Here is a 20,474-nt window from a genome sequence, read left to right on the forward strand (position 1 = left end):
CGGCAACGACGACGACTGCCGTAGGTTGCCGTCAGGCGCGATGATAGGGGTGATTCTGCGTGATGGTCCACGCGCGATAGAGCTGTTCGGCCAACAGCAGGCGGGCGACACCGTGGGGCAAGGTCATGCTCGAGACGCGCAGCAAGGTATCGGCGCGGCTTTTGAGGGCCGGGTCGAGACCGTCGGCACCGCCGATAAGAAAAGCGACGTCCTGACCGCCGCGTTGCCACTCCGGCAGGGCGGCCGCCAGTTTCATCGTGGTCCAGTCCGCGCCATGCTCGTCTAGCGCGACAATGCGCGCCTGCTTTGGCAAGGCCGCTTCGATCCGCTGCCGCTCGATCGCCATGACCTGCTCGGCGGGACGATTGGCGGTACGTGGTTCCGGCTTGATTTCCCGTAGCTCGATACGCAGCTCGGGAGGCATCCGCTTCGCGTATTCCTGGAAGCCGGTGGCGATCCAATCGGGCATCTTGTGCCCGACCGCCAGGATCCACAATTTCATGACGCCGTGCCTTTACGCGGTTTAGGCACCGGACGCCGGCGTGGCGCGCTTGCGGGCAACGGCTTTCTTCGCCGCCGGTGCCTTCTTTGCAGCCGGGGCGCGCTTGGCGGCCGGCGCGGCGGCCGACGACGTGGTACCGGTGCTCTTGCGCGCAACGGTCTTGCGCGCCGTCGTCGTGGACTTCTTCGCCGCGGTCTTCTTGGCAGCCGTCTTTCGAGCCGCCGTCTTGCTGACCGGCAAGCCTTCGTCTTCGGTGGTCTGCGACGCCAGGCCGGCCGGCGTTTCCGGTGCCAGGGCCGGCTTCGCCGTGCGCGAACGCGACAGCGCCGGCGTGGCGGCGACGACTTCGTCGTCCGCTTCTTCGGACGCGCCCTTGCGACGGCCCGCGGCCTTCTTCGCGGCCGGCGTCGTCACGCGAACGGCCTTGCCGCCCCATAGCTCTTCCAGGTTGTAGTACTGGCGCAGCGCAGGTTGCAGAATGTGGACGATGGCGTCGCCGCAGTCGACCAGCACCCATTCACCGGTTTCACCGCCTTCGACGCTGAGGACCTTGCCGCCGTTCTCGCGTACCTTGTCGGCGACGCTGGAGGCCAGGGACCGCGTTTGGCGGTTCGACGTCCCGGAGGCGATGATCACGCGATCGAACAACGAAGTCAGGTGCGTGGTGTCGAACACCTTGATGTCCTGACCCTTGACGTCTTCCAGACCGTCGACGATCGCGAGTTGCAGTGCTTTGATATCCATAGGTTCTCTGTGATACACAAGGGGGGCCCGAGCCGGGCGCTTCCCCTCAATCTTCGTATAAGTGGTGGTCGCGGACATAGTGCCAGACCGTATCGGGCACATGTTCGCAGGCTTTTGCGCCGTAGGCCAGTCCGCGATGGGCAAGATCGCGAATTTCCGTTGCAGATATCGGTAGATCCAACGTCTGATCGATAAAAATGCCACCGCAAGGGCGCCGACGGATGGCTTCCGCGTCACAGCGCCGCTGGGCGAGTGCCGCTGCAACCGCGGGTGAAACGTTCGTCAGATCGAAGCCGGGCCGGGCTTCGACGCAGATATGCGCGTAGTCGAACAGGTGCAGCCAGTCATGCCAGCGGTCCAGTCCGACCAGTTGATCCGCGCCGATCACCAGAGACAGGGAGGCGTCGGCGCCTACCATCGGCCGCCAGGCCTGCAGCGTCTCGACGGTATAAGTGTTGCCTTTCCGCTCCACTTCGTCGGTGCCCACGCTCACGTGCGTGACCGGCGCGTCGGGCGTCGCGTTCTCGTTGGTGGTCGCGGCAAGGCGTCGCGCCAATTCCGTCGCGGCCAACCGCGTCATGGCGAGCCGATGCGCAGGGGACGAGACGCCGGACTTCTGCCATGGCTGTCCGGCCGGCATCAGCACCAGTTCGTCCAGGGCCAGCACGTGCGCAAACCGCTGACCCAAGGCCATATGGCCTTCATGGATCGGGTCGAACGTGCCGCCCAGGATCGCGATGCGCTTAGGACGCGCGTTCATCGATCGCTTCATTCCTCGGCTCGGCCGTCAGGCCCAGCCAATCACGCGCCACGAGGAACTCGCGTGTCAGGCGTTCCTCGGGCGATTGCGGCTCCGGCGTCCAGTTATAACGCCATTGGACGCGCGGCGGCATCGACATCAGGATCGACTCGGTGCGGCCCCCGCTTTGCAAGCCGAACAGCGTGCCGCGGTCGAATACCAGGTTGAATTCGACATACCGGCCGCGCCGATACGCCTGAAAGTCGCGTTCGCGCTCGCCGTAAGGGAGCGCGGCGCGGCGCGCGAGAATGGGCTGGTAGGCCGGTAAAAACGCGTCGCCGACACTCCGCATCAGCGCGAAGCCGTCCGCAAACCCGAGTTCGGTCAGATCGTCATAGAAAATGCCGCCGATCCCGCGTGGTTCGTTCCGATGCTTCAGGAAGAAGTAGCTGTCGCACCACGCCTTGAATCGCGGATATAGATCGGCGCCAAACGGCGCCACCGCATCGTGACAGGTCTGGTGAAAATGCCGTGCGTCGTCTTCGAAGCCATAATACGGCGTCAGGTCCATGCCACCTCCGAACCAACAGGCGGCCGGCGGCGCGTCGGCCGGCGCATCGGGCTGACGGGCGATAAAGCACCGCACATTCAAATGCACGGTCGGGCAGTAGGGGTTGCGCGGGTGCATCACCAGCGACACGCCCAGCGCCTCGAAACCGCAGCCGGTCAATTCCGGACGGTTCGCCGTCGCACTCGGCGGCAGCGACGTCCCACGCACATGCGAGAAACCGACGCCGCCGCGCTCGAACAGCGCGCCATCCTCGACGATGCGCGTGCAGCCGTCGCCTTGCAGCCGCTCCTCCGGCGCGCGCGTCCAGGCGTCGCGCGCGAAGGGACGGTCGTCCAGGGCGCCGAGCGTATCGGCGATCCGGTTTTGCAGATCGAGCAGATAGGCGCGCACCGCATCGGTGCGCCAGGTCTCGGAGGGGTGATCGTGTACCAAGTAGGCAGCCTGCTTAGGACGATTGCTTGCGGTTCAAGGCACGATAACCGATGTCGCGGCGATACTGCATGCCGTCGAACGAGATCTGATTGATCACGTCATAGACTTCGGACTGGGCCCCGCGCACGGAATCGGACAGACCGACCACGCAGAGGACGCGCCCGCCGGTGGTTTGCAACTTGCCGTTTTCCAGCGCGGTGGCCGCGTGGAACGTGACGGTGTCCGCCGTTTCGTCGGGAATGCCGCCGATCAGATCGCCCTTTTGCGGGCTGTCCGGATAGTGGCGAGCAGCCAGCACCACGCCCAGCGCGGTGCGGCGATCCCATTCGATTTCGGCGATGTTCAGTTGCCCGGCGATCGCCAACTCGAAGACCTTGGCGAAGTCGCCCTTGACGCGAGCCATGATCGGTTGCGTTTCCGGATCGCCCATGCGGCAGTTGAATTCGAGCGTTTTCGGATTGCCTTGCGCGTCGATCATCAGGCCGGCATACAAAAAGCCCGTATAGCGGATGCCGTCGGCTTCCATGCCACGCACCGTCGGCAGGATGATTTCGCGCATCACGCGTGCATGCAGTTGCGGCGTGACGACCGGCGCGGGCGAATACGCGCCCATGCCGCCCGTGTTCGGGCCCTGGTCCGCGTCCAGCAGGCGCTTGTGGTCCTGGCTCGTCGCCATCGCCAGTACGTGCTTGCCATCGACCATGACGATGAAGCTGGCTTCCTCGCCGGCGAGGAATTCCTCGATCACGACGCGCGCGCCGGCACTGCCCAGCTTGTTGTCGGCGAGCATCATGTCGACCGCGTCGTGCGCTTCATGCAGCGTCGTCGCGACCACGACACCCTTGCCGGCAGCCAGGCCGTCGGCCTTGATGACGATGGGCGCGCCCTTGCTATCAAGATAGGCGTGCGCGGCCGCCGCGTCGGTGAACGTCTCATAGTCGGCGGTCGGGATCGCGTGGCGCTTCATGAAGGCCTTCGCGAAATCCTTCGAACTCTCCAACTGCGCGGCTTCCTTCGTCGGTCCAAAGACCTTCAGGCCGCGTGCGCGGAACACGTTGACGATGCCGGCCGCCAACGGCGCTTCCGGACCGACCACGGTAAACGCGATCTGCTCGCGCTCGACGAAGTCCGCCAACGCTTCCAGAGCGGCCGGCGTATAGCCGTCCTTCAACTCCGGCAGGTCGACGTTGCGCAGCCGGTCGTCCAGCGCCGTGCCGCCGTTACCCGGCGCGACATGCACCATCTGGACGCGCGGCGATTGCGCGAGTCGCCATGCCAGCGCGTGTTCGCGGCCGCCGGAGCCGACTACCAATACATTCATGCTATTTCCCCGAATTACCATTACCGTCGGTGTCGAAGGCGTTTCACGCTTCCTCGATCACCGCATTCGTATAAACATTCTGGACGTCGTCCAGGTCCTCGATCACGTCGAGCAGCTTCTGCATCCGCACCCCTTCGTCCCCGGAGAGGGCGATGTCGTTGCCGGCCTTCATCGTGATTTCGGCCAATTCCGCCTTGAAACCCGCCGTTTCCAATGCCGTCTTGACGTCGGAGTAGACGTCCGGATCGCACAATACTTCGATACTGCCGTCGTCGTTCGTCGTCACATCGTCCGCACCGGCTTCGAGCGCGGCTTCCATCAGCGCGTCCTCGGACGTGCCGGGTGCGAACAGGAATTGGCCGACCAATGTGAACAGGAAGGCCACCGAGCCTTCCACGCCCATATTGCCGCCGTACTTCGAAAAGGCGTGGCGCACTTCGGCCACCGTACGGGTGCGATTGTCCGTCATCGTGTCGATGATGACCGCCGCGCCGCCGATGCCATAGCCTTCGTAGCGGATTTCTTCGTAATTCGCGCCGTCGGCCCCACCCACGCCGCGGTCGATCGCGCGTTTGATGTTGTCCTTCGGCATATTGGCGTCGGTCGCCTTGTCCATCGCCAGGCGCAGACGCGGGTTACTGTCCGCATCGCCGCCGCCCATGCGCGCGGCAACCTGGATTTCCTTGATCAGACGCGTCCAGACCTTGCCTCGCTTCGCATCGGCCGCGGCCTTCTTATGCTTGATATTGGCCCATTTCGAATGTCCCGCCATGTCCGCAAGTTCCTCGCTCGTATCCGTATTCGTCAGCCGCATTCCCTCGACGGTATGCGGCAAAGATCGCCATTTTACCGGTGGTTGAGCGCCTGCGGGTCGGTTTAGCGCGACAGAGGGCGCGCGGTGCCGGTCTCGGCTGCCGTATACTGCGACTCGACGCCGCGCGCGGCCCCGTCGTTTGGCGGGCGCGCGGCGGATTGCACCCGTCCGTTCGACCGATCCGAGATTTTCCCGCCATGACCACCGATCCGCGTTTTCCCGCGCTGCGCATCCTGAATCACCCGCTGATCCAGCACAAATTGACGCATATGCGCGACCGCAACACGTCGACGCGCACGTTTCGCGAACTGTTGCGCGAAATCACGTTGTTGATGGGCTATGAAATCACGCGCAACCTGGAATTGACCACGCGCGAGATCGAAACGCCGCTGACGCGCATGGACGCGCCCGTCATCGCCGGTCGCAAGCTGGCCATCGTGCCGGTGCTGCGCGCGGGAGTGGGGATGTCGGACGGCCTGCTGGAGCTGGTGCCGTCGGCGCGGGTCGGGCATATCGGCGTCTACCGCGACGCGAACCAACGGCCGGTCGAGTATCTGGTCAAGCTGCCCGACGTCGAGGATCGGACCTTCATTCTCTGCGATCCGATGGTGGCCACCGGCTATTCGGCCGCCTACGCCGTGGATGTCCTGAAAAAACGCGGCGTGCCCGCCTCGCGGATCCTGTTTCTTGCACTCGTCGCCGCTCCCGAGGGCGTTGCGGTTTTTGCACAACAACATCCCGACGTGCAGCTCTACGTCGCCTCGCTCGATGAAAAACTCGATGAACACGCGTATATCGTCCCGGGCCTGGGCGACGCGGGAGATCGCCTGTTCGGCACAAAGAATTAAAGGGCGTGTCTCAATGCTTGATTCGTGATGGCCGATGCGGCGCCGGCAGCGGATCGCACGAGCGGATTGTCGGGGGTGCGTGCTGATCGGGTGCACGATTTGCGACCCTTGGCCGATGTCTGATTCGTGACACGAATGTGTTCGGCGGGACGAAAACGATCAGGGTTCTCCCGCGCCGATTCGGATGCGGGGCTATAATGAAATCGACAGGTCGGCGCCCTTGGCATCTTCTTCGATGCGGGTTTGCGTTCGACACGGAGAACGCGATGATCTTGGCTTACGCGCTGGCGGCGGCCCTGGCATGGTCCAGCGGCTTACGGCTTTATTTAGCCGTTTTTCTGGCAGGCCTCGCAGGCCGCAGCGGTTTGGTGGTGCTGCCCGGTGCCTTGCACGTGCTCAGCTCGCCCTGGATCATCGGGGCGGCGGTCATTCTGGCCACCGCCGAATTCATCGCAGACAAAATTTCGCCGCTCGATTCGCTTTGGGATGCGGTGCACACGTTCGTGCGCATTCCGGCAGGCGCGGCAATGGCCTGCGCGGCGTTCGGTCATGCCGAGACGTCGACGTTGATCGCCGCCGGCGCCTTGGGTGCGTCCTTGGCCGGCGCGTCGCATCTGACCAAGGCGGGTGTCCGCGCGATGATCAATTTGTCGCCGGTCCCGGTTTCGAACGGCGTGGCCTCGTGGTTTGAAGAATGCATTGTGGTGGGCGGCCTGACCGTGGCCTTGCTAGCGCCGGTGGTATTCCTCGCCTTGTTGTTCGCCTTCCTGATTCTGTCCGCATGGGTGCTTCCGCGTTTGTGGCGCGGTGTGCACCATGGTTATCACGCGATGTCGATGCGGATGGTGCCTGCCCGGATCCGTACGGACCGCGGCTACCGCGCGCCGTCCGGCGGTGACAACGATGCGGTGCGTCGCCGCTCCGGTGATTGATGCCGGATCGCGCTTCGCCCGCCACGCCGCCAGCCATTCCCGGATCGTCCGGACCGAACACTCCCGCTGATTCCGCGATTTCGCCACCCTCCGGTGGGGCATTTGCCGCCATGGCGCGCAAACCCCGCTTAGGGTGGCGTTTGCTTTTCCGAACTGCGCTGACGCTGTCGTTTCGCGATGCGCGGGCAGGGGAGTTGACCACGCTCTGGGTCGCCGTGGTGCTTGCCGTCGCCGCACTGACGAGCGTGGCTTTTGTCGCCGACCGCATGCACGCGGGCCTCGATCGGGAGGCACGGCAGATGTTGGGCGGCGATTTGCGCATTCGTGCCGATCATCCGATCGATCCCGCGCTGCTGGCCGAGGCCCGCGTCCGCGGACTCCGGATCGCATCCACCGCGGAATTTCCCAGTATGGCGACCGGCCCGTCTGCGTCCGGGTCCGCGTCGGAAGCGATCGGCGCGGCCTCGATGTCGGCAGCGACGGAACCGATGGACCCAACGGCAGCGACGGAACCCCCGCCGTCGCGACTGGTCGCGGTGAAGTCGGTCTCGGAAAACTATCCCCTGCGCGGCACGGTCACCTTGGCTCCCGCGCCGAATGCGCCGGCCAGCGCCGATTACGACGCCCAGCGCGGCCCCGCCGCGGGCACCGTCTGGGTCGATGCCCCGTTGCTCGACGCGTTGAATGCGAAGGTCGGTGGCGCGGTGCAATTGGGAACGCGTACGTTGCGAATCACCGCCGTGATCGTTCGGGAGCCGGACCGCGGCTTTTCCTTTATCAATTTCTCGCCGCGCGTGATGATGGCCGCGTCGGATCTGGCCAGTACCGGCTTGATCGGCAGGGGCAGTCGCGTCACCTATCGTGCGCTGCTCGCCGGGCCAGATCTCGCACAGGCCGATGCGTTCGGCGCGTGGGCGCGCCAGACGATCGATCGCGACGGCATCCGCGGCACCACGGTGGAAACCTTGCAGGCCGGTCAGCCGCAACTGCGGCAGACACTGGATCGCGCCGATCACTTCCTGCGCCTGGTCGCGCTGCTGACGTCCTTGTTGTGCGCGGTGGCGATCGCGCTGGCGGCGCAGCGGTTTGCGCGACGGCATGTCGATGGCTGCGCCGTGCTGCGCTGTCTGGGTGCGAGTGAGCGTCTGCTGCGCGGCGTCTTTCTGATCGAGCTGGCCGGGCTGGGATTGGCCGCGTCGGTCGTCGGCGGCCTGCTTGGTCTGGCCGGGCATGCGGTGTTGCTGCATTGGCTCGGCGGCCTGATCCGCGTGTCCTTGCCCTGGCCGTCGATGTGGCCTTTGCTGCAGGGCGTGGTGGCCGCGCTGGTGCTGTTGCTGGGTTTCGGTCTGCCGGCCCTGTATCCGCTGACGCGGGTGCCACCGGTGCGCGTGCTGCGACGCGATGGCGCGGGCCTCGCCGGCGTATTCGCATCCGACGCCGAGCGGGCGGCGGGTCAGTCTGGCTGGCGCGCGGCGTGGCATCGCGTGTATGCGCTGCGCGGCTATGCCATTGGCTTGCTTCTTTACGGCGGCCTGTTGATTTGGGCGGCAGGCGCGCTGCGGCTCGGCTTGATCGTCGCGGCCGGTTTTCTGATCGGTGTGGGCGGCTTTGCCCTCTGTGGGCGCGGGCTGCTTCGGCTATTGGCTGTCTGGGCGAGAAAGCCCGGGGCGCTCGGTTTCGGCTGGCGTTATGCAGTGGCATCGCTGGAGCGGCGCAGCGCGGCGAGCACGCTGCAAATCACGGCACTTGGCGTGGCATTGATGTGTCTGTTGCTGCTGTCGATGACGCGGAGCGACTTGATTGCCGGCTGGCGACAGTCGACGCCGGCCGATGCGCCGAACCGATTCGTCATCGATATTCAGCCGGATCAGGCCGCCGAGGTGGCGCAACGTTTGACCGCGTCAGGCATCGCTGCCAGCCCGCCCGCGCCGATGATTCGTGGACGGCTGACCGCGCGTGACGGCAAACCGGTGTCACCCGATCAATTCGCGGACACACGCGTGAAGCGGCTCGTCGATCGGGAGTTCAATCTTTCCTATCGTATGACGCTGCCGGACGATAATCGGCTCGAGGCCGGGGCGTGGTACGGCCCGACCGGTTCGCCAAAACCGCAGATTTCGATCGAAGCCGGGTTGGCGCGTGATCTGGGCATCCATCTGAACGATATGTTGACGTTCGATGTCGCCGGTCAATCCATCACGGCACCGGTCACGAGCATCCGGCGCCTGGATTGGGGCACGATGCAGGTGAACTTCTTCGTGCTGATGCCACCCGACGCGCTCCGCGATTTTCCGGCGACGTTCATCACCAGCTTTCATCTCCGTCCGGATCAGCAGTCGGCACTGGACGGTATGGTGCGGGCGATGCCCAGTCTGACGATCATCGACACGGCGGCGTTACTGGCGCAGATTCAGCGCATGCTGGACCAGGTGATCGCCGCCGTGCAGTTCCTGTTCTTGTTCACCTTGGCCGCCGGCGCCGTCGTTTTGTATGCCGCGCTTGCCGGGACACGCGACGAACGCGCGCACGAGTCCGCTTTGCTGCGTGCCTTGGGCGCGTCGCGTCGTCAGGTGCAAGCGGTGCAATGGACGGAATTCGTCGTCGTCGGTGTCATGGCCGGCGCGATGGCGGCGATCGGGGCAGAGGCGGTGGGTTGGACGCTGGCCGTCCGCGTGTTCTCGTTCGCCTTTACGCTAAATCCGATGTTGCTGTTGACGGGAATCGTCGCCGGGCTGGTGTGCGCGGTGGCCGGCGGCTGGTGGAGCTTGCGCTCGGTACTGCGCCGCCCGGTGCTGGTCACGCTGCGGGGCGGCTGAGCCGCGGCATCGGGCGGCGGGACGATCCGGCCGTCAGACCGTCAGACCGCCTCGCGGCCGTTGGCCCATTTGTCGAGTGTGACCCGGCCCCGGCTGCGCAAGGTGTCGAGCAGTGCAACCGGATCGCGGTCCGATTGCAGCAGGTCCAGATACGCCGAGCGAATAAAGCCTTCCTTGGCGGTGTGTTGCATCATCGCGATCAAGGGATCGTAGAAGCCTTCGATGTTCAGCAGTCCGATCGGCTTGTCGTGATAACCGAGCTGGGCCCAGGTGAAGACCTCGAACAACTCTTCGAGCGTTCCGCCGCCGCCTGGCATCGCGATGAACCCCTCCGCCATATCGGCCATCTGCTTCTTGCGGACATGCATGTCCGGCACGACATGCAGCTCGGTCAATGCCGTGTGCGCGACTTCCTTGTCCACCAATAACTGCGGAATGATGCCGACGGCCTTGCCGCCCGCCGCCAGTACCGCATCGGCGACGGTCCCCATCAGACCCACGCGGCCACCGCCATAAATCAAAGTGATCTCGCGCTCGGCCAGCGCCTTGCCCAGCGCCGCAGCGCCGACTTTGTATTCAGGACGCGTGCCGTAGGACGATCCGCAATAAACACATACTGATTGCATTATCAATAAACCGCGAAACGTAAAAGGGAGGAGAGAAAGCGTACTGCGGTAAAGGTCAGGCGCCGGCGTGGGCGCTGCGTCCGGCCGCATCGCGGGCGTCGGCGCCAAACAGCGCCGGCGTTGCGGCGTCGTCGGGCGCCTGTCGCACCAGTTCGTCGAACATCTGCCGCGATTTTCCGCGCAGATAGGGCGCCAGAATCGACAGAATCTGTCGGCTTACGCGCCGGAGATCCTTGCCGATTGCCTGCTGATCATTGTACTGCCGCGGATTCATAACGAATTGGTAGGACAACCAATACGTCGCGATGATGCCAATATTCGTTGCTATCTGGTCGATCTCGGGCGGCGACGCCTCCATTTCGCCATCGCTGACAAGCTGCTCGCAGAGTTGCTGGGCGAAGCGCACCTTGCGTTCGACGATTTCCTTGAAATGCTTCTCGAGCTTGCGATTGCGCGCCAGCAGATCGTTCAGATCGCGATAGAAAAACCGGTAGGTCCAGAGGAAGTCGGCCATCTGCTCCAAATAGCGCCATACCTCGGCGATGGTCGGACGGTCGCGCGGCCCCTGCGTCTCATCGCGCGGCGCTTCGCCGACGCGCACCGCAACCGGCGCCCCGATATGCGATGCCGGCGAGGCGGACGCGGACGTGCTCTGCGCTGCCGGCGTGCCGGGCTGCCGGGGTGCGAGGAACTGCATCCGGGTATCGAGCTCTTTTTCGAATTGCCGAAAAATGCTCTCGATGATGTCGTCCTTGTTGCGGAAATGGTAGTACAGATTGCCTGGACTGATTTCCATTTCCTCGGCGATCGTCGTCGTCGTGACGTTCGGCTCGCCGATGTCGTTGAACAGCTTCAACGACAGCTCGAGGATGCGCTCGCGGGTACGTCGTGGCGGTTTGGCTTCCATATACAGCTCGATACAGTCGATGCGTCCGATTATACGCTTGGCGACTCGGTCCACTGTCCGTTTGACATGTCATTTCAGAAGCGGGGCCGTCTTTTCGGCGGTCGTCCGATGGACCGACTTTGGCCCGCTTCCGGCGCGCGTGCATCAGGTGCCGATCGCCTCGCTGAGCGCGATCTCGGTGGCGGCATTGCCGCCGTTGGCGGTCGCGCGTTTTGCCGCGCCGCGTGCACGCATCGCTTCGCGCAGAGCGGTGCGGAGTCCCTCTTCGAAAACCGGATGGTAGAACGGCATGCCCAAGGTGTCGTCGACGCTCAGACCTTGCTGGATCGACCAGGCCAGCAGATGGGCCAGATGTTCGCCGGCCGGCGCGATGCCTTCCGCGCCCAGCAGCGTGCCGCTGTGAATATCGACATACACATGCAGCAGTCCGTGCGCGCGCTGCACGACCTGACTACGGCCCTGGTGCGCGAAATCGATCGCGCCGGTGACAAAACGCCGCGGATCCAGCGAGGCGAAGCGGGCGCCCACCTGCAGGATGACCGGATCGCTGAACACCAGCGACATCGGCGTGGGGAGGGTTTGCGTGACGGTTCGTCCTTCTGGCGTGGCGAGTCGCGCGGCATTATCGCCGGCGATCCGTCCCTCGTTCGCCGCGTCGTTCAGCCAGGGGCGCTGGCCGTCGACATCGCCGGCGATGAAAATCGGCGGCGCAGCGCCGTCGCCTTGGCCCTGGCCAGGGGCGGCATCGGATTCGGCGCCCTCGGAACGCCCGGCCAGACACTGCATCGTGCCGCCATCGAAGCGCGGGATGCCGCGTTGATCTCTGTGTAGCGTCGTGTTGTCCAAGCCAAGTCCGTCGAAGACCGGCGCGCGACCGGTGGCCACCAGCACGCGATCGACATCGACGAAGCGCGCGCTCGCGGACGGCGTCGCGGTGCGCGTGGCGGTCGGTGCGTCCTCGTCCTGGCCCGCCTCGGACGCATGCCAGTGAAGCCGCGCGCTGCCGTCCGGCAGTCGTTCCGGGCGGGGTGACGTCTGCGAATGGATCGGCATCTGGGTGCGCAGCCAGCCGAACGCATAGTCGCGCACGGCCGGATCCTGCAAGCCGGCCAGGCTGTCGTTGTGGCCGAACATCGTGACTTCCACGCCCAGCCGCGACAAGGCCTGGCCCAGTTCCAGCGCGATCACGCCGGTGCCGACGACGCCGATGCGGCGCGGCAGCGTTTTCCATTCGAAGATATCGTCGCTGATGCATACGATGTCGCCGAGCGCGCGATAGTCGTCCGGAATGACGGCTTTCGCGCCGGTCGCGATGACGGTGGCGCCGGTTTCGATCCGATAGCGCGGTCCGTCGGGATCGGCGAAGGGCGCTTCCGGGGTGACGAGCAAGGTGCGATCCGACAGGAAGCGTGCGCGTCCCTTCAGTTTGTCGCTGGCAGGAAAGCCATCGACATCGTCGATGACGGAGGCAACGAAGCGATCGCGTTCGGCGCGGACACGGGCCAGGACGCGGGCGCCATCTCCCACCTCCGGGCGCTGCGGCAAGGCGATGCCGAAGCCGTCGAGCAACGTCGTGTCATAGGCGGCGTTGGCCGCCGCGATCAGCAACTTGGACGGCATGCAGGCGTGCTGCGCACACAAGGTGCCATAGCTGTGCGCTTCCACCAGGATGACGCGCACGCCACGTTTTTTGGCGGCGCGATAGGCGGACATGCCCGCCGAACCGGCGCCGATGACCACCACATCCGTCTCGAGCACGATCGTATGACCGCCGTCGGCTTCGGCGGTGTCGCGCGGGGATCTATCCTGCGGGTCGTGGGAAAAGGGGGCAGCAGTCATGAAGGCTCCAAAGTGACCGGTGAAAGGCGGGCGCGGGTTTCGTCGACCGCTTGCCCCCGCCAGACACGGCGCCCGATAGGGCGCGCGTCAAGAAAGGGGCACCTCTTTTCACTTTGCCACGAATGGCGCGAGTCAGTGCTGCTCCGCCGAAGGCTCCTGCATGGGCGGCGTTTGCGCGCCGTCCGGTGTCGCCGCCGCATGCGCGGCGCTGGTGCTCGCGCCGGCTGCCGGTGTCGCGGACACTTGACCCGATGCCCGTGGCGTTGCGCTCGTCGAGGCTCCGGATGCGCCGGAAACCGTCACACCGCGCGACGCTGGCCGCGCGGTATGGCGCGTTGTCCGATGCGGTTCCGACGGGGGGGCGCTGACGACCAGCGGTTGGCGACGCCGCTCGGCCGCGGCGAATTTCGCCCTTTGCGCCGGCGGTAGCGCCTCGTAGGCGCGCCAGGCTTGTTGTCGAGCGCTGGGCGGCAAGACCCGCGACATTTCATAGTTTTCGCGCGCCAGCTTTCGCTGCTCGCCGGTCATCTGCGTCCAGCGCAGCATCCGCGCGTGGAGTCGCTGCTGCGCTTCCGGCGACATTCTCGGATAGACCGATGCGATGGCGACCCATTTGCGCTTTTGCAGGTCCGGCAAGTGCGGCCACAGTTCCGCGAACGGCTGCAAGGCATCCTGCTGGGCGGGCGTCAGCGCCTGCCATGTGGCTGGCACGTCGTCGCTGACCGGCACACGGACGAGCGTGGGACGGCGTGTCGTGTCGTGTTTTGCGTTCGGCGTGCCTGGTGGCGGTACAACGCCAGTTGCGGTCGACATCGTTGAAGCCGCTGCCGGCGCCATCGCGGCGGGATGCGGTGCGCCGTCACTGGCGACGGCACTGCCGGCCATCGGCGCCGCGCCGCGCTGTGGTGGCGCATCGGCTGGCGTGGTTGCTGCAGCTGGCGCAGTGGCCGGGGCCACCGTGGCATCGGGGTGTGCGCTCTCGGGCGTGCCCGTGCCCGTTGCCGCATCGACGCCGGGCGCAAGTTGCACGACGGCGACGGCCGGATGCCAGCGCGGCCAGGTCGCCAGGACGCACACCGCCACGACGCAGACGAAACTGATCAACACGCCCGGCAGGCGCGATGCGCCCACGGGCACCGGATCGCTGAAGTCGTCGGCAGGCGCGCGGATGGGGCCGCGTTTTACGTCTGCGCCGGCGGGCGGATCGAAACGGTCGCTCACCGGTTATGGGCCAGGTATTCGTTGAACCCGTGATCGAGGTAGGCGTCCAGCGGCAGCGCATCGCTCAGCACCTCGGCGTCGAGGCTTGCGAGTTCCGCCACCTGGCGCTGTTCTTCCCAATGCGCGATACCGGCAAGCGAGGCCAGCAACATCGCGATCGGCACCCACAACTGCAAGCGGATGCGTACCGGGCGACGACGCGGCGCAAGGTCGGGCGCGGAAAACCCGCCCATGCCGGCCAGCGCCGGTGTGAAAGCCGGGGCGTGCACTGGCGCGGCCTCTGGTTTCTTTCGGGCGAGCGCGGTCCGGCGCGCCGCGGCAAGGCGTGCCGCGGCGCTGTCCGGCAGCGCGCGCGCGCTTTCGTCGAGCGCGCGGCGCACCTTATAGGCGAAGACCGCCTCGTTCAACGCATCGCGCGGTTCCCGTTCCGACGGCTCTGTGGCGTGGTTCATAATGTGATCCCCTTGGCGTGGAGGGCGTCGGCCAGCGCGCGCACCGCGCGCGAACAATGCGTTTTCACGCTGCCCTCCGAGCATCCCATAGCAGCCGCCGTTTCGGCGACATCCATATCTTCCCAATAACGCATGACGAACGCCTCCCGTTGACGTGCCGGCAAACGTTGTATCTCGGATTCGATGACACCGACGATCTGATCCCGGCTGACCTGGTCTTCGCTACTGGCGGTAAAGACACTTGCCTGGGCATCGATACGTTCGGCGGCATCGTCCTCTCCTTCCTCACGGGCGGCGGCCGATCGAAAGCTGGAGAACAGCGAGATGCGCGCATCACGGACCTTCTTGCGGCGGAAATAGTCCAGTATCGTCGTTTGCAAAATGCGCTGGAACAGAAACGGCAATTCCGCGGCAGGTTTGTCACCGTAATTTTCCGCGAGTTTGATCATCGCGTCCTGGACGATATCCAGCGCCGCATCCTCGTCGCGCACCGCAAACACCGTTTGCTTCAACGCGCGACGCTCCGTGCTTTGCAGGAAATCGCCTAATTCCTTGTCACTGGCCATCCGTAGAGCTTAGCAAGACTTTCGGGGGCATTGGAAACGTGTCCGCAAATCCCGGCCGTGCCGTGGGGCGACGGGCCGGGGATTCGTGTAAAGGGGGAGGAGGGGCTGCCTGCCGACGCGACGGCTGGTCGAGGCTGTCTACGGCAGCAAATCCCGCGATGGTACCAAATTCTGGCGCGACGTCTTCGGATTGTCCGGCAGGGCGGCAGGTGGCGCGCGTCGGTCCGTCGGCGGTCGATCGAAAATGCTTGGTACGGCAGCCTTATACACCAATTTCCGCCGAACCAAAAATAACTTGACGGGGTGCGACCATCTGACTATTGTGTTGGACTGTCTATCGCATCTCTGTTCCACCGTCGATCCGCCTATCCGGCTGGTCAGCGCACTGGACGCTTCGTTCAAACCCGTGCCACAAGCGCGAGGAGAGAGCCCCCGATCAATTTTTTGCCGAAAATTGCAAAGGCGACTTCATGAATATGCCACGCGCGGAAATCGATCCGCACAGGGACAGCGTCTCAGCGTCTGCTTCCACAAATCGGAAAACGACCTCCGCTGCACCCCAATCAGCCGTTACGAACGCCAGCGCTGCCTCTAGCGATTCGGCCAATCATTCGTCGGCGCACTCTGCTGCTTCTCTCTCGGTCTCTTCTGTTTCCGACGAACCGTCCGATGCCTCCATTGGCGCGACGGTGCTGTTGCGTGCATTGCAGGAAGAGAACGTCGAATTCCTCTGGGGCTATCCCGGCGGCTCGGTTCTGTATATCTACGACGAGCTGTACAAGCAAGACCATATCAACCACATTCTGGTGCGCCATGAGCAGGCCGCCGTGCATGCGGCGGATGCCTATGCGCGCTCGACCGGGAATGTCGGTGTCTGTCTGGTGACCTCGGGTCCCGGCGTGACGAATGCCGTCACCGGGATTGCGACCGCGTATATGGATTCGATCCCGCTGGTGATCCTGTGCGGCCAGGTGCCGACGGGCAGCATCGGTCAGGACGCATTCCAGGAATGCGATACGGTGGGTATCACGCGGCCATGCGTGAAGCACAACTTCCTGGTGAAGGATGTCAAGGACCTGGCCGCCACGGTGCGCAAGGCCTTCTATATCGCCCGGACCGGTCGTCCCGGCCCGGTGCTGATCGACATTCCGAAGGACATCTCGCGCACGCCGTACGAGTACGAAACGCCGAAGAATGTCACGCTGCGTTCGTATAACCCGGTGGTCAAGGGACATGCCGGGCAGATCCGCAAGGCCCTCGCCTTGCTGATGGGCGCGAAGCGTCCGTATATCTATTCCGGCGGCGGCGTGATCCTCGCCGATGCGGCGCGTGAACTGAATCAGTTCGCCGATCTGCTGGGCTTCCCCGTCACCAATACCTTGATGGGGCTCGGCGGCTATCGGGCCAGCAGCAAGCAATTCCTCGGCATGCTCGGCATGCACGGCACCTATGAAGCGAATATGGCGATGCAGCACTGCGATGTGCTGATCGCCATCGGCGCGCGCTTCGACGACCGGGTGATCGGCAACGTCGAGCATTTCGCCTCGGTGCCGCGCAAGATCATCCATATCGACATCGATCCGTCGTCGATCTCGAAGCGGGTCAAGGTCGATATCCCGATCGTCGGCGACGTGCGGGAAGTGCTGCGCGAGATGATCGACCAGATGCGCGCGATGCCGGCCGGCCCCGATGGGTCGGCGCTGGATGCCTGGTGGCAGCAAATCACCGACTGGCGCGCGATCGACTGTCTGAAGTTCGATCGCGACAGCGAAATCATCAAGCCGCAATACGTTGTTGAGACCTTGCATCGTCTGACTAAGGGCGAGGCCTTCGTCTGCTCCGACGTCGGGCAACACCAGATGTGGGCGGCGCAGTACTACCCGTTCGATCAGCCACGTCGCTGGATCAATTCCGGTGGTCTGGGCACGATGGGCTTCGGCCTGCCGGCGGCGATGGGCGTGAAGATGGCGCATCCGGACAGCGATGTGGTCTGCATCACCGGCGAAGGCTCGATTCAGATGTGCATTCAGGAACTGTCGACGTGCAAGCAGCACAACACGCCGATCAAGATCGTCTCGCTGAACAACCGTTACCTGGGCATGGTCCGGCAATGGCAGCAGATCGACTATCGCAAGCGCTACTCGCATTCCTATATGGATGCGCTGCCCGACTTCGTCAAGCTGGCTGAAGCCTATGGCCATGTGGGCATCCGTATCGAGCGGACCGTCGACGTCGAGCCGGCGTTGAAGGAAGCGTTGCGTTTGAAGGATCGCACCGTGTTCCTCGATTTTCAGACCGATCCCACCGAAAACGTCTGGCCGATGGTCCAGGCGGGCAAAGGCATCACCGAGATGCTGCTAGGGTCAGAGGACCTGAACTAAGGTCAGGGCGGTTGAGACGGGCGCCAGCCCGCCGCTTGATGTCACGTCCCGTGTCGGGGCGTCGTCATTCGTGCGGTCGGGGTACTGCGCGCCGTGAGCGCCCTTTGCGGCGGTTGACGGAATAACGGTTCTGCGATGAAACATATTATTTCTATCTTGCTGGAGAACGAGCCGGGCGCGCTGTCGCGCGTGGTGGGCTTGTTCTCTGCGCGCGGCTACAACATCGAGTCGCTGACCGTGGCGCCGACCGAGGACCGGTCGCTGTCGCGGATGACGATTACGAGCATCGGCTCGGATGACGTGATCGAACAGATCACGAAACACTTGAATCGCCTGATTGAGGTGGTCAAGGTGGTCGACCTTACCGAGGCCGGCCATGTGGAGCGGGAACTGATGCTGATCAAGGTCAGGGCGGTGGGGAAGGAGCGTGACGAGGTGTACCGGATGGCGGATATTTTCCGTGGCCGGGTCGTCGACGTGACCGAAAAGACTTACACGATCGAGCTGACCGGAGACAGTGCAAAGCTCGACGCGTTTATCGACGCGCTGGATCCGGCATCGATCCTTGAAACCGCGCGTACTGGATGCTCGGGCATCGGCCGCGGGGAACGGATTTTGAAGGTCTGAACGGCGGGGATGCGGGCGCGGGACGCAGTCGTCCCCTCTCGCCCGCAGCCGCCGAGAATCGTACAACACAGTCAATTTATAGATAGCGGAGCACGACAATGAAGGTTTACTACGACAAAGACGCCGACCTGTCCCTTATCAAGGGCAAGCAAGTGACGATCATCGGTTATGGCTCGCAAGGCCATGCGCACGCGCTGAACCTGAAGGAAAGCGGCGTGAACGTGACGGTCGGCTTGCGCAAGGGTGGCGCGTCGTGGTCGAAGGCGGCGAACGCCGGCTTGACGGTCAAGGAAGTGGCGGAAGCGGTGAAGGGCGCCGACGTCGTCATGATGCTGCTGCCGGACGAGCAGATTGCCGCCGTGTACAAGGCCGAAGTCGACAAGAACATCAAGGACGGCGCGGCATTGGCGTTCGCGCACGGCTTCAACGTGCACTACGGCCAGGTCGTGCCGCGCGCGGATCTGGATGTGATCATGATCGCGCCGAAGGCGCCGGGTCACACGGTGCGTTCGACGTACTCGCAAGGTGGCGGCGTGCCGCACCTGATCGCCGTGGCACAGGACAAGTCTGGTGCGGCGCGCGATATCGCGTTGTCGTATGCAACGGCAAACGGTGGCGGTCGCGCCGGCATCATCGAGACGAATTTCCGCGAAGAAACCGAAACGGACTTGTTCGGTGAACAAGCCGTGCTGTGCGGCGGTACCGTCGATTTGATCAAAGCGGGCTTTGAGACGCTGGTCGAAGCAGGTTATGCGCCGGAAATGGCTTACTTCGAGTGTCTGCACGAACTGAAGCTGATCGTCGATCTGATCTACGAAGGCGGCATCGCCAACATGAACTACTCGATCTCGAACAATGCCGAGTTCGGTGAGTACGTGACGGGTCCGCGTATCGTGACGTCGGCAACGAAGGATGCGATGCGCGCGGTGCTGAAGGACATTCAGACTGGCGAATACGCAAAGCAGTTCATCCTCGAAGACCGTGCCGGCCAACCGACGCTGCAATCGCGTCGTCGTCTGACCGCCGATCACCAGATCGAGCAAGTGGGCGAGAAGCTGCGCGCGATGATGCCGTGGATCGCGAAGAACAAGCTGGTGGATCAGTCGAAGAACTGATCGCGCGTAGCTGAAGCCGTCCGATTGACGCAAGATGGCTTCGGTGTGATCGTGTCAGCGGTAGTACAAAGCCACTCAGTCCGAATACGACTGAGTGGCTTTTTTTTCGCCTGCCCACGAGCGCGTGTTTGTGCGGACGTCGGCGTCTCTGTCGATTATCGACCTATTCCGCCAACCCGGCCCGCCTTTTGCTATCCTTGTGTCTGGCGTCGCTTGCCTGCGCACGACATCGTCTGGTTCAACCGTGACCCGTCGTGCCGGCCGCACCGATCAACACTCACCAAGAATCATATGAACTATCCACATCCGATCATAGCTCGCGAAGGCTGGCCATTCATCGGCATTGCCTTGCTGCTGGCAATACTGGTCCATGCATTGGGCGGCTTTGGCTGGGCTTGGCCATTCTGGCTGTTGGTCGTGTTCGTCGTGCAGTTTTTCCGCGATCCGCCGCGCGCGATCCCAGGGGATCCGAATGCCGTGTTGAGCCCTGCCGACGGCCGTATCGTCGCCATTGAGACGGTGCTCGATCCGTACGCGCAGCGTGAGGCAATGAAGATCAGCGTGTTCATGAACGTCTTCAACGCACATTCGCAACGCTCGCCGGTCGATGGCACCGTGCGCCGCTTACAGTATTTTCCGGGGGCCTTCCTAAATGCCGAGTTGGACAAGGCTTCGTTGCAGAACGAGCGCAACGCGCTGGTGTTCGACTTGCCGGGCGGCGTCGTGATCAGCTGCGTACAAGTAGCCGGGCTCGTGGCCCGTCGGATTCTCTGCTATGTGCGAGAAGGTGAGACGCTGAAGCGCGGGCAACGCTACGGGTTTATCCGCTTCGGCTCCCGCCTGGACGTTTATCTGCCGCTCGGGACGCGTCCGCGCGTGTCGATCGGGGAGAAGGTCTTCGCCTCTTCGACGATTCTTGCCGAGTTGGTCGAGCCCGTTGGCGTGACGCAGGAAACGCCGTTCGCCGCCGCGCCGGCGGGCGCAGCCGTCGATCCGATCGTCAGCCCCGTCGCGACACCCG

17 protein-coding genes and 2 pseudogenes are annotated in these 20,474 nt (G+C 64.1%); 7 read left to right on the forward strand and 12 right to left on the reverse strand.

The window, feature by feature from the left end; all coding sequences use genetic code 11:
* Positions 1-31: 31 nt before the first annotated feature.
* From rlmH to ABEG21_RS06255, 6 genes are read right to left on the reverse strand one after another with little or no spacing between them, the layout of a single operon-like run.
* Complete coding sequence (gene rlmH / locus ABEG21_RS06230; RefSeq protein ID WP_347556361.1) at positions 32-502, reverse strand: 23S rRNA (pseudouridine(1915)-N(3))-methyltransferase RlmH; 471 nt, start codon at positions 500-502, stop codon at positions 32-34.
* A gap of 21 nt (positions 503-523) precedes the next feature.
* Complete coding sequence (gene rsfS / locus ABEG21_RS06235) at positions 524-1,246, reverse strand: ribosome silencing factor (protein ID WP_347556362.1); 723 nt, start codon at positions 1,244-1,246, stop codon at positions 524-526.
* A gap of 46 nt (positions 1,247-1,292) precedes the next feature.
* Complete coding sequence (locus ABEG21_RS06240; RefSeq protein ID WP_347556363.1) at positions 1,293-2,006, reverse strand: nicotinate-nucleotide adenylyltransferase; 714 nt, start codon at positions 2,004-2,006, stop codon at positions 1,293-1,295.
* Positions 1,990-2,988, reverse strand: coding sequence for an oxygen-dependent coproporphyrinogen oxidase (gene hemF / locus ABEG21_RS06245; RefSeq protein WP_347556364.1), 999 nt, complete (start codon positions 2,986-2,988; stop codon positions 1,990-1,992). Before hemF ends, ABEG21_RS06240 begins: the two co-directional genes overlap by 17 nt.
* 13 nt (positions 2,989-3,001) lie before the next feature.
* The gene (gene purD / locus ABEG21_RS06250) at positions 3,002-4,309 is read right to left on the reverse strand and encodes a phosphoribosylamine--glycine ligase (protein ID WP_347556365.1); all 1,308 of its coding nucleotides are present in this window, start codon (positions 4,307-4,309) and stop codon (positions 3,002-3,004) included.
* 43 nt (positions 4,310-4,352) lie between these two features.
* Positions 4,353-5,081, reverse strand: a complete 729-nt coding sequence (locus tag ABEG21_RS06255) for a YebC/PmpR family DNA-binding transcriptional regulator (RefSeq protein ID WP_347556366.1) — start codon at positions 5,079-5,081, stop codon at positions 4,353-4,355.
* Between the two features lie 239 nt (positions 5,082-5,320).
* On the opposite strand from ABEG21_RS06255, the gene upp reads away from it, so the two are divergent.
* From upp to ABEG21_RS06270, 3 genes are all read left to right on the forward strand, one after another.
* On the forward strand, positions 5,321-5,971 hold the full coding sequence (gene upp / locus ABEG21_RS06260; RefSeq protein ID WP_347556367.1) for a uracil phosphoribosyltransferase: 651 nt from the start codon (positions 5,321-5,323) through the stop codon (positions 5,969-5,971).
* A 266-nt stretch (positions 5,972-6,237) separates the two neighbouring features.
* Positions 6,238-6,903, forward strand: coding sequence for a DUF4126 domain-containing protein (locus tag ABEG21_RS06265; protein WP_347556368.1), 666 nt, complete (start codon positions 6,238-6,240; stop codon positions 6,901-6,903).
* A gap of 110 nt (positions 6,904-7,013) precedes the next feature.
* Positions 7,014-9,719: an FtsX-like permease family protein gene (locus tag ABEG21_RS06270; protein ID WP_347556369.1), complete on the forward strand. Its 2,706-nt coding sequence runs from the start codon at positions 7,014-7,016 to the stop codon at positions 9,717-9,719.
* 41 nt (positions 9,720-9,760) lie between these two features.
* Here ABEG21_RS06270 and ABEG21_RS06275 read toward each other — a convergent pair whose 3' ends face one another.
* The 6 genes from ABEG21_RS06275 to ABEG21_RS06300 form a co-directional block, all read right to left on the reverse strand.
* Positions 9,761-10,345, reverse strand: coding sequence for a TIGR00730 family Rossman fold protein (locus ABEG21_RS06275; RefSeq protein ID WP_347556370.1), 585 nt, complete (start codon positions 10,343-10,345; stop codon positions 9,761-9,763).
* 55 nt (positions 10,346-10,400) lie between these two features.
* Positions 10,401-11,252, reverse strand: coding sequence for a TetR/AcrR family transcriptional regulator (locus tag ABEG21_RS06280; protein WP_347556371.1), 852 nt, complete (start codon positions 11,250-11,252; stop codon positions 10,401-10,403).
* 144 nt (positions 11,253-11,396) lie between these two features.
* On the reverse strand, positions 11,397-13,091 hold the full coding sequence (locus ABEG21_RS06285) for a dihydrolipoyl dehydrogenase (RefSeq protein ID WP_347556372.1): 1,695 nt from the start codon (positions 13,089-13,091) through the stop codon (positions 11,397-11,399).
* A 132-nt stretch (positions 13,092-13,223) separates the two neighbouring features.
* Positions 13,224-14,312: a DUF3106 domain-containing protein gene (locus tag ABEG21_RS06290; RefSeq protein WP_347556373.1), complete on the reverse strand. Its 1,089-nt coding sequence runs from the start codon at positions 14,310-14,312 to the stop codon at positions 13,224-13,226.
* The gene (locus ABEG21_RS06295; RefSeq protein ID WP_347556374.1) at positions 14,309-14,764 is read right to left on the reverse strand and encodes a DUF3619 family protein; all 456 of its coding nucleotides are present in this window, start codon (positions 14,762-14,764) and stop codon (positions 14,309-14,311) included. Before ABEG21_RS06295 ends, ABEG21_RS06290 begins: the two co-directional genes overlap by 4 nt.
* Complete coding sequence (locus ABEG21_RS06300) at positions 14,761-15,330, reverse strand: RNA polymerase sigma factor (RefSeq protein ID WP_347556375.1); 570 nt, start codon at positions 15,328-15,330, stop codon at positions 14,761-14,763. Before ABEG21_RS06300 ends, ABEG21_RS06295 begins: the two co-directional genes overlap by 4 nt.
* Before the next feature lie 614 nt (positions 15,331-15,944).
* Between ABEG21_RS06300 and ABEG21_RS06305 the strand changes: the two are divergent.
* From ABEG21_RS06305 to ABEG21_RS06320, 4 genes and pseudogenes are all read left to right on the forward strand, one after another.
* Positions 15,945-17,711 (forward strand): annotated as a pseudogene (locus tag ABEG21_RS06305) (acetolactate synthase 3 catalytic subunit); the annotation flags it as partial.
* A 135-nt stretch (positions 17,712-17,846) separates the two neighbouring features.
* Positions 17,847-18,338 (forward strand): acetolactate synthase small subunit, encoded by a 492-nt coding sequence (gene ilvN / locus ABEG21_RS06310; RefSeq protein ID WP_347556376.1) that lies wholly within the window; start codon positions 17,847-17,849, stop codon positions 18,336-18,338.
* A 98-nt stretch (positions 18,339-18,436) separates the two neighbouring features.
* On the forward strand, positions 18,437-19,453 hold the full coding sequence (ilvC, locus tag ABEG21_RS06315; protein WP_347556377.1) for a ketol-acid reductoisomerase: 1,017 nt from the start codon (positions 18,437-18,439) through the stop codon (positions 19,451-19,453).
* A gap of 291 nt (positions 19,454-19,744) precedes the next feature.
* A pseudogene (locus ABEG21_RS06320) lies at positions 19,745-20,386 on the forward strand (phosphatidylserine decarboxylase); the annotation flags it as partial.
* Positions 20,387-20,474 lie beyond the last annotated feature (88 nt).

This window comes from Robbsia sp. KACC 23696, assembly GCF_039852015.1.
In the GTDB taxonomy this organism is placed as follows: Bacteria; Pseudomonadota; Gammaproteobacteria; order Burkholderiales; family Burkholderiaceae; genus Robbsia.